We start from the raw sequence: 9,778 nt of genomic DNA on the forward strand, positions 1-9,778 counted from the left end.
ATTCACGAAAAACTATTGCAGACTCATTAGTTTTTTGTACTTTTGCGTTCAGTATAGAAGTCACGAAAGTTAAAAGAAGTTTAGAATTAATATATAGAAGTTTATAATATATAAATGTATAAGGACAATCCCCAAACCGCATACAAGCAGGAACTCAAGGAAAAGATTCTTACGAGTTCCATGCATGAGTTTCTCATCCACGGTGTCAAGTCGGTGAGAATGGACGATATTGCCAATTCTCTCGGTATCTCCAAGCGCACTCTTTATGAGATTTATAGTAATAAAGAAGAACTGCTTTTGGAAGGAGTTCGTCTCAAGGAAGAGGAGTATGACTGTCATATGACTGCTTACTCTCTTGACTCTTCACACACCGTCATCGACATCATTATCGAGTTCTACAAGCGCCAGGTGGGTTATCTTTCCAGCGCTTCCCCTATGTTCTTCACAGATCTTCACAAATATGCACAGGTGATGGCTTATCTTGACAGGCTGCATGCCGTACGTCGTTCATATGCTCTCGACTTCTTCACGAGAGGCGTACGTGAGGGATATTTCCGTGCTGATGTCGACTATAATATAATGCTGCGTCTTGGAAGTGCCGCTATGGAGACGGTTATGAAGGAGCAGATGTATAATGAGTATGACCTCAAGCATATCTTCCATAACGTCATTCTCCTCAACATCCGTGGTTTGTGTACCGCGGAGGGCATTAAGCTCCTTGATCACTTCCTTGACCACGAAACTCTGCCTCAATAAAGGCATCTTTGTTTTTTTATTTTTATGTTCTGATGTAATAAAAGCTGTATTGTTACGTTAAGAATATATAATGGAAAAACCAAACGTTTATTCACATATACTCAAGTCTACCATCGTCTTTGGTGGAATGCAGGGCTTCAACGTGCTGATAGGACTTTTGCGCAACAAGTTTGTGGCGCTCTTTATAGGTCCTGCCGGCATGGGACTCGTGGCTCTTTTCACATCCACCATAAAGCTCCTTGGCGATATCACCAATCTCGGACTGCCCGTCAGCGCCGTTCGCGAACTCTCTAAGGCGTACGAGGATACAGACCGTTCTGTTCTTGAACGTCTTGTTTCCGTGTTTCGTCGTTGGACGCTCTGTACGGCTTTGGTGGGCATGGTGCTGTGTGTTGTCCTCAGTTCGTTCATCAGCCAGTTGGCTTTTTCTTCCAGCGACTATACGTGGCACATTGTTCTGCTTTCGCCTGCCGTGGCGTTCGCCACTCTTGCTGCGGGCGAGACAGCTCTTCTTAAAGCCACGCGTAAGATTCACAAGCTCGTCAAGTCGTCTGTCTACAGCCTTATAGCCTCGCTTGTCATCACTGTTCCGCTATATTATTTTTATGGCATACGTGGCGTCGTTCCCGTGCTTGTGCTTGTGGCATTGGCTCAGGCAGCCATCGTGCTCTTCTATTCTTTCCGTGAATATCCCTGGCGCTTTCGTGGTATGTTCTGCGAGGGCTATCGATTCGTGCGTCTTGGCATCGCCTTTATAGCGGGTGGTGTCATCGGTAGTATTACGGAGTTTGCCATCCGTTCCAGCCTTAGTGCTATGTCTGACGTCGAGACCGTTGGTCTCTATAATGCCGCGTACATGATTCTTGTCACCTATGCCGGCACCGTCTTCACGTCCATGGAGACCGATTATTATCCTCGTCTCTCGGCAGTTCCTGACGTAGGTCGTCAGTTCAATGCCGTCGTAAACCGTCAGATAGAGGTTTCGGTTCTGCTTCTTGCCCCGTTGCTTGTAGCTTTCATCGTCTTTGTGCCAGTTCTGCTTCCGCTTCTTTTCAGCTCCAAGTTCCTCCCGGTTCTTCGTATGCTGCAGGTGGCTGTGCTGTCGCTTTATGCTCGTGCACTCTTCCTTCCCGTTGAGTACATCTCGTTGTCACGTAAAGACTCGTTTGCCTACATTACTGTTGAGACGCTCAGTTACGTTATGCTTTTCGCCTCTGTGGTCATAGGCTATATTCTTGGAGGGCTTTTCGGTATCGGCGTAGGCATGACAGTTGCCAACTTTTCCGAGTTACTTCTCGTTGTCGGCTTTTATCGTGCACGTTTCCGTTACGCCTTCTCACATAAGGTTGTAAGGATTGTCTCCGTGCAGGTGCTATTTGGTGTTTTGGCATACGCTTGCACATGGATTGACAATCCTTTGGGTTATTGGGCGTCAGGCCTCATTCTTTTCGCCCTCTCAGCCATATTCTCCATGCGACTTTTAAGGAAAAAGTCTGACATTATCGAAGGACTGAGAAGGCGATTCAAGAGATAGGCTTCTCCTTGTGTGTTATTTCTTTTCCAATTCCTGGAGACTTTCCATTTTCTTCGATTCGAGGAACTCGTATATGCCGCATAGATGTTCGCGCACTTTGCCATGACCGAACTCATACACTTTGCTCACCAGCCCGTCCAGGAAGTCGCGGTCGTGGCTCACTACGATGAGCGTTCCGTCAAAGTCCTGTAGAGCCTGCTTCAGCACATCCTTGGTTTTGAGGTCCAGGTGATTGGTGGGCTCGTCGAGGATGAGGAGATTCACCGGCTCCAGCAGCAACTTCAGGATGGCGAGACGTGTGCGTTCGCCGCCCGAGAGCACCTTCACCTTCTTTGTCGATTCTTCTCCTCCGAACATGAAAGCACCGAGCAGATCGCGTATCTTGTTGCGTATCTCACCCTTTGCCACGTCGTCAATAGTCTGAAATACGGTCAGCTCGCCGTCGAGAAGCGAAGCCTGATTCTGGGCAAAGTAGCCTATCTGTACGTTATGTCCCAACTCCAGCTTGCCCTCGTTATGCAACTGTCCCATGATGCATTTCACGAGTGTCGACTTACCTTCGCCGTTACGTCCCACGAAGGCTATCTTGTCACCGCGCTCCACCGTAAGGTTCACGCCGCTGAACACGGTCTTCTCGCCGAAACTCATAGCCACGTCGCTCATCTGTACGGGGTAAGCGCCGCTGCGGGGACTTGGCGGAAACTTCAGTCGCAGGTGGCTTGTGTCTTCCTCGTCCACCTCTATAAGCTCCAGCTTCTCCAACATCTTTACACGGCTCTGCACCTGAAACGTCTTCGAGTAGGTGCCCTTGAAACGCTCGATGAAGTCCTTCGTCTCGGCTATCATCTTCTGCTGTTCCTCATACTTCTTCATCTGCTGTTCGCGGCGTTCCTTGCGCAGTTCCAGATATTGGCTGTATGTGGTCTTATAGTCGTAGATGCGTCCCATTGTCACCTCTATTGTACGTGTGGTGATGTTGTCCACAAACTTTCGGTCATGGCTGATTACCACCACTGCTTTCGAGCTGTTGATGATAAAGTCTTCCAGCCATCCTATTGATTCGATGTCAAGGTGGTTGGTAGGCTCGTCGAGGAGCAGCACATCGGGCGATTTGAGCAGCAGCTTTGCCAGTTCAATGCGCATACGCCATCCTCCTGAAAACTCGCTCGTTGGTCTGTCGAAGTCCTTGCGTTCGAAGCCAAGACCGAGCAGCGTCTTCTCCACATCCTCCTCGAAGTGCGTCATGTCAATGGCATAAAATTTCTCCGAGAGAGTCGACACCTTCTCAATGAGCTGCATATATTCGTCACTCTCATAGTCCGTACGCGTCGTCAGTTCGTTGTTGATGCGGTCTATCTCTGCCTGTATATCATGCAGATGAGCGAAGGCCTGGCAAGTTTCGTCAAAGACGGTACGTCCGTCCTCTGTCATCAGGTGTTGCGGAAGGTAAGCCACTACGCAGTCCTTGGGAGCCGAAACCGAGCCTCGTGTGGGTTTTCTTACACCGGCTATTATCTTGAGCAGCGTGCTCTTGCCAGCGCCGTTCTTGCCCATAAGTGCTATACGGTCTTTCTCGTTTATCTGGAAGGAGATATCCTTGAATAGGGTGGTGCCGCCGAACTCGACGGTCAGTCCATCTACTGTAATCATATATGTTTTGTGTGATTATTGTGTTATGAACTGCAAAATTAGCTATTTTTCTTCTATGTTTCATCAACATTGCTGTTTTGTGGTTTCTTTTTTATAATTTTGAATGAAAAAGCTATGAAATCCCAATAAAAACATTATCTTTGCATCGTATTTGCCACTTTCTATATGGAAGTGGACGTAATATGATAGTAAATAAAGGTTCTTCAGGGACTTTACGATAAGACATTTTTGATATGAAGGTTCGATTGATTAAGACTTCTCGGCCATCTCGCATGGTTGAATCAATGAACATAAAGTAGAAAGAGATGACGACGCAGGATTGCTTGGAATCACTTCCTACAGCCGACGTAGACCACCGTTTACCAAAGGGCACCCACGTTACCAAGGCTGATGAAAAATCGGACTTGGGTATAGAGAGAACACCCCGTCGTGAAGAGGGTCTGCCGTGGGGATATTTGTTCATTCATAACATGACGGTTCCTGCCTTTGAGAGGCGGATGAAGGAATACAACAAGAACCATCCCGACTCAGCCCATGCATGTTTTGTTCATCGCACCTATACTTATAAGGAGAAGAACGAGAGGGGAGGAGTGAAGAAAGAGAATACACCCACCATTAGTGGAATGGTATTCTTGCAAGGCAGAACAAGGGACCTTCAGAAATTCCTGAAACTCAATTATTCAACATACCATCTCGTTATCGACAAGTGCAAAGGCAAGCCAGCCTCCATCCCCGACAAGATAATGCAACCTTTCATGATGGTATTGAAGGACAATCCGGAACGAGTGACCTTCCTCAGCGACCCCTTCGAAAAGTTCGCCCGTAACCACGTAAAGCTTAGAGTCATCACAGGCATCTTCGCCGGCTGCGAAGGCTACATCATCCGCATAGACCGCGACCGCCAATTAGTCTTCGACTTCGGCGGCTACGCCGTAGCCATCCGAGGCGTCCACAAGGAAGACTTCGAGGAAGTGAAAGAATAATAGTTGTTATTTAGTAGTTATCATTAATAATTAATAATAATGAGAAGTAACCAAGTCATCATTATGGCTGGTGGCATCGGTAGCCGCTTCTGGCCCATGTCCACCCCCGACCACCCCAAGCAGTTCATCGACGTGATGGGCGTGGGACGTTCGCTCATCCAGCTCACCGTCGACCGCTTGAAGCCCATCTGCCCCGTGGAGAATATGTGGGTGGTCACCAACGAGAAATACATCAGCATTGTCAAGGAGCAGATCCCTGACATGCCCGTTGACAATATCCTCGCCGAACCCGAGGCACGCAACACTGCCCCCTGCATCGCCTACGCTTGCTGGAAGATACAGAAGCAGCACCCAAATGCCAACATCGTGGTAACCCCATCCGATGCTCTGGTCATCAACACATCAGAATATCAGCGTGTCCTCAGCAAGGCACTCTGCTATACAGCCGACAAGGAAGTCATCGTCACCATCGGTATCAAGCCCAGTCGCCCCGAGACCGGCTACGGCTACATCGCCGCTGCCGAGCCCACGGACGTTGACGAGATATATAAGGTGGAAGCTTTCAAGGAAAAGCCCGACCTCACCACCGCAGAGCAGTACCTCTCTGCTGGCAACTACTACTGGAACGCCGGTATCTTCGTGTGGAACATCGACACCATCAGCCGAGCCATCCGCACCTTCCAACCCAACCTCGCAGCCATCATGGACGAAATGTCCGATTCCTTCTATACCGACAAGGAGAAAGAGGTGGTAGGCAGACTCTTTCCCACCTGCGAAAAGATAAGCATCGACTACGCCGTAATGGAGAAGTCGAAAGACATCTTCACCCTCCCCGCCGAGTTCGGCTGGAGCGACTTAGGCAGCTGGGGTAGCCTCCGCACCCTCCTCCCGCAGGACGATAACGGCAACGCTAAGGTAGGCAAAGACATCCGCCTCTACGACTGCAAGAACTGCGTAGTCCACGCCGCCGACGAAACCAAGGTTGTAGTCCAAGGCTTAGATGGCTACATCATAGCCGAAAAGCACGGCCAACTCTTAGTCTGCCAGCTAAAGGAAGAACAAAGAATCAAAGAGTTCGGCAAATAGTATACTATTGATTATTGAGTAGTGATTAGTAGATAGTGATTATTGAGTAGTGATTAGTAGATAGTGATTATTGAGTAGTGATTAGTGGATAGTAATTTCTCTCAAGCATCCAATACAAACCTGGGAGGCTATGGCGTCTCGCCGTAGCCCCGCACCCACGTACAGCCAAGAAACCATGATTATTTGACATGAAGACATGTGGTGTAGGGTGTGCAGGCAAAGCCAAGAATAACTCAAAACTCAAAATTCCTAATTCTTCGGTGGTTCCGCCGAAGACAATATTTGCATTTCTGATGCTCAATACTATGAGTTGAGCGCACAACAAAATCTTTGGCGCGAAATTCTTGAGTTTTGAGCGTTTGGCGCTATAACGCTGGTATACAGCTGGTTATGCGTTTTCTGGAAAAAGTACAGGTACAAACGGGTTGTCAAAGTGGCACTTTTACGGTGTAATAGTGCCGCTTTTACCACCCTATACCTCTACTATTGCGTTGTAATAGCGCCACTTTTAGACTGTGAAAGCGGCGCAATGAGGGCACTTTGTGTTTTTGAAGGTTGACAAGAGAGGCTTTGATGCTGTAAAAACCCATAAAAACAGCTTTTTGATTCTCTAGAATCAATTTTTATTTTGTAACATGTTTTTACTCTTTGTACGATATTTGCATCCCAGATAATAATTACCAAATACTCACTAATAATTATATTAGGCCTCGCACCCACGAATACAAGCAGATTGAGTATGAGCAGCAGGGTTCCGCAAAGCGGGACCTACAATCCGAAACCCACTGCAAGCTGCGAAGCAGCGCCGCTGTGGGCAAGTAACCCTCTCTTTTTATTTTGTTCCGCGAAGCGGGACAAACGTATAAAGTTAAAGGAATCTGAAAAAAACTTGGTGGTTTAGTGATAAAGTTGTATCTTTGTCAAATTCAAGAAGAATAAGATAATGAAGACAATAGATCAAATATTAAAGATTAAGGCAGTGGTGCTTTACATTCTTAAGGCATTTCCTGAAGGAGTGGATTACATCCACCTCTTCAAGGTGATGTATTTTGCCCAGCAGAATCAGTTAAAAGAGTACGGCTTGCCAATCGTCTATGATACTTTTGTGGCAAGAAAGCATGGCCCTGTTCCAACGTTAACCTATAAGGTTTTACGTGGGGTAGAAGGAAAGACTGATATTTCTTCTCCTGAATTGAAAGACTTTGCAGATTCTTTGGATGTTCAGTTATCTCAAGATGGACATCAGGTTATCCTTGCTTCAAAGAATGCAAAATGTGATATGGATGAACTCTCTGTTGCAGATGTCAAAATGCTTGATAAGTGGATTGACAAATGCAAAAATGTAGATCCATTTGACCTGTCTGATAAGTCCCACGAGGATAAAGCTTGGAAGCGAGCAAAGCGTCAAGCTGACAAGACAGGTGAGGACACTAAGATTACAATGTATGACATGGCAGAAGCAGCAGGTGCCAGCAAGGCTATGTTGACAGTTATCCGTGAGCGCCAGTCTTTCCAAAAGGCTTTGGCATGGATTTAAGGGAACTACAAAAGGCTTATCTTGACAATCTCCGTAAAGTTACAGAAGAGAAGTTGGAGATAGGTTCATTAATCAGAACCATTATTTCTATAGATGAGGGCTTGGTGTTTAAGGATGGAAGAAATCAGAAGCCAAAGAAGTTGGTAATCATAGGAGTCGATAAGGTAAAGAAGGTTTGCTATGGGTCGGTATTGGTAAATACCAAGATGAGTCCTAAATCAGCCTATTCTGCCGCATTCCTCTCTGCCCAGTATCTACTTCATCAGACCGATTACCCTGAATTCTTGAAGTATGACAGCTATGTAGATTGTGGTATGCTCTTCTCTATTCCATTGGAGAAACTCATGGAAGGAGAGTACTTCGGTACGCTTATAGACTCTGACCTTCAAGGTATTTTTGATATTCTCAAAACAACTGAGACTCTTACTAATAAGGACAAGAAGAGATTCGGCATAATTTAGTAAGGTCTTTGTCATGGCGAGGATAAGATGCATGTTGAGCACAAACATCCGAAACCCACTGCAAGCTGCGAAGCAGCGCCGCTGTGGGCAAAGTGAGAACATAACGCTACGTCCTAAGTTATTTATCGTAATCATTATAAAAAAGATATGGTTGATAATGTATTATATATAATAGGTAATGGTTTCGATTTACATCATGGTGTAGCAAGTTCATACGCATCATTTTGTGAATGGCTAAAGAAGCATGACTTTGAGTTGTTTAATATATACGAAACAGTATGTTCGTATGATGCTCTTTGGTCAGATTTTGAGACAAGTATGGCTTATGTAAATCGAGATTATTTCTTGGCGGCAGGTGAGGCAATGTTACCAGATTCTAAATCTGATCCAGATGATTGGACAATGGCTGACTTTTTACTAGGTGGAGACACGGCAAGATGTATGGTTGAAAATCTTATTGATGATCTTAAGAAGGATTTTCATAAGTGGGTATGTTCTTTACATGCTCCACGAGATTACAATCAGAAAATGTTTTATATAGATGATTATGCACGGTTTCTATCGTTCAACTATACCACATTCCTTGAAAGTCATTATGGTATACCTTCTTCTCAGGTGAATCATATACATGGAGTTAAAACTCAGCAATGGGGTAGCTTAGTTGTTGGTCACGCAGAAGATAATGATAAGATATTTGACCAATGGTGGAAATCAAGAGGCTATGATCGTCCACATTATAATAAGAAAGGTAAAAAATACTTTAAGCGCGACAATATCTATCGAATGTATCAAGGTGATACACAGTATCTTCCCGAATACGAATCCATTACAGAATCTGTAGAATCATATTATTATGATTCTCAAAAGCCGGTAGAAAAGATTATTTCCTCAAACGTGTCGTATTTTGCATCTTTGCATGAGGTGAAAACAATATATGTATGGGGATTTTCCTTCTCAAAAGTAGACCAACCATATATACGGAAAATAATATCCTCAAACGATAATCCTCAGGCAATTCAATGGTATGTGAGCATATTTTCAGAGGCGGATAAAACCAAGGCTCTGGATACGCTTTTGCCGTTAAGTATACCTGTTGATAATATACATTTTAAGCCAATGTCTGATTTCTTGATAAACCCCAATTTTCACCATTAAGTATTAATGCTATGCTTACAAAAGATAATATAAAACAACTTGTGCGAGAATTTCTGCGTGAAGCATGTGGATATTTAGGAATCAATGCTTCTCAGATAAGCATTAGTTATATGCCAATACCAGTTCCGACGATGATGGTGATGCTACTGAAAGAATCGGATGATATCGTCATTAATACAAACTTGCTTAAGAAAGTTGTAGAATGTAATACATATACAATCTTGCGTAACGATATATACCGTACAGCAAGAGAGATTTACCAGCGCAGAAAGCGTCAAGCAGAAGGAACTCAAGATGACATAAAAGCTGATGAAATTGATGCCTATGCCTTTGCTTACGCCTTATGTTTCTTAAATGGATTGAGCATAATTATACCTCATCAGTTTGTTGATGCTTGGCATCCAAGGATTCTTCACATTCTCAACAATGAGTTTCATGAGAATTGTGTATTGCATTCTGTCCCCGATCCAAAATTCATAGGCGAATTTTGGCTCACCTGAAAAAGTGTGTGGATTAAGCATACAATCTTGTTAGTCTGAAGAGAAAGAATTTCTTGTCAATGATACCCCGAAGTTGTGCTCTGAAATGCTTGACTTTTGCATTGAAAGATTCTGCA

9 protein-coding genes and 1 pseudogene are annotated in these 9,778 nt (G+C 44.9%); 8 read left to right on the forward strand and 2 right to left on the reverse strand.

Annotation, left to right across the window (positions count from 1 at the left end; all coding sequences use genetic code 11):
- Window positions 1-114 precede the first annotated feature (114 nt).
- Together CHL74_RS07470 and CHL74_RS07475 are read left to right on the forward strand one after the other, a co-directional pair.
- Complete coding sequence (locus tag CHL74_RS07470; RefSeq protein ID WP_094880540.1) at window positions 115-756, forward strand: TetR/AcrR family transcriptional regulator; 642 nt, start codon at window positions 115-117, stop codon at window positions 754-756.
- Window positions 757-826: 70 nt separating this feature from the next.
- Entirely contained in the window at window positions 827-2,290 is a 1,464-nt protein-coding gene (locus tag CHL74_RS07475; RefSeq protein ID WP_094880541.1) for an oligosaccharide flippase family protein, read from the forward strand.
- A gap of 15 nt (window positions 2,291-2,305) precedes the next feature.
- Here CHL74_RS07475 and CHL74_RS07480 read toward each other — a convergent pair whose 3' ends face one another.
- Window positions 2,306-3,940 (reverse strand): ABC-F family ATP-binding cassette domain-containing protein, encoded by a 1,635-nt coding sequence (locus tag CHL74_RS07480; protein WP_094880542.1) that lies wholly within the window; start codon window positions 3,938-3,940, stop codon window positions 2,306-2,308.
- Between the two features lie 305 nt (window positions 3,941-4,245).
- Between CHL74_RS07480 and CHL74_RS07485 the strand changes: the two genes are divergently transcribed.
- The 6 genes from CHL74_RS07485 to CHL74_RS07510 all read left to right on the forward strand — a co-directional run bounded on the left by CHL74_RS07485 (window position 4,246) and on the right by CHL74_RS07510 (window position 9,662).
- Entirely contained in the window at window positions 4,246-4,923 is a 678-nt protein-coding gene (locus CHL74_RS07485; protein WP_141241266.1) for a hypothetical protein, read from the forward strand.
- Between the two features lie 39 nt (window positions 4,924-4,962).
- On the forward strand, window positions 4,963-6,009 hold the full coding sequence (locus tag CHL74_RS07490) for a mannose-1-phosphate guanylyltransferase (RefSeq protein WP_254923244.1): 1,047 nt from the start codon (window positions 4,963-4,965) through the stop codon (window positions 6,007-6,009).
- Window positions 6,010-6,952: 943 nt separating this feature from the next.
- Entirely contained in the window at window positions 6,953-7,546 is a 594-nt protein-coding gene (locus CHL74_RS07495; protein WP_094880545.1) for a Panacea domain-containing protein, read from the forward strand.
- Entirely contained in the window at window positions 7,537-8,007 is a 471-nt protein-coding gene (locus CHL74_RS07500; RefSeq protein ID WP_094880546.1) for a hypothetical protein, read from the forward strand. Before CHL74_RS07495 ends, CHL74_RS07500 begins: the two co-directional genes overlap by 10 nt.
- A 147-nt stretch (window positions 8,008-8,154) precedes the next feature.
- Complete coding sequence (locus tag CHL74_RS07505; RefSeq protein ID WP_094880547.1) at window positions 8,155-9,162, forward strand: bacteriophage abortive infection AbiH family protein; 1,008 nt, start codon at window positions 8,155-8,157, stop codon at window positions 9,160-9,162.
- Between the two features lie 11 nt (window positions 9,163-9,173).
- Window positions 9,174-9,662, forward strand: coding sequence for a hypothetical protein (locus CHL74_RS07510; RefSeq protein ID WP_094880548.1), 489 nt, complete (start codon window positions 9,174-9,176; stop codon window positions 9,660-9,662).
- A gap of 13 nt (window positions 9,663-9,675) precedes the next feature.
- Here CHL74_RS07510 and CHL74_RS16200 read toward each other — a convergent pair.
- Window positions 9,676-9,778 (reverse strand): annotated as a pseudogene (locus CHL74_RS16200) (ISAon1 family transposase); the annotation flags it as partial.

This window comes from Prevotella sp. 885 (assembly GCF_002265625.1).
GTDB lineage: Bacteria > Bacteroidota > Bacteroidia > Bacteroidales > Bacteroidaceae > Prevotella.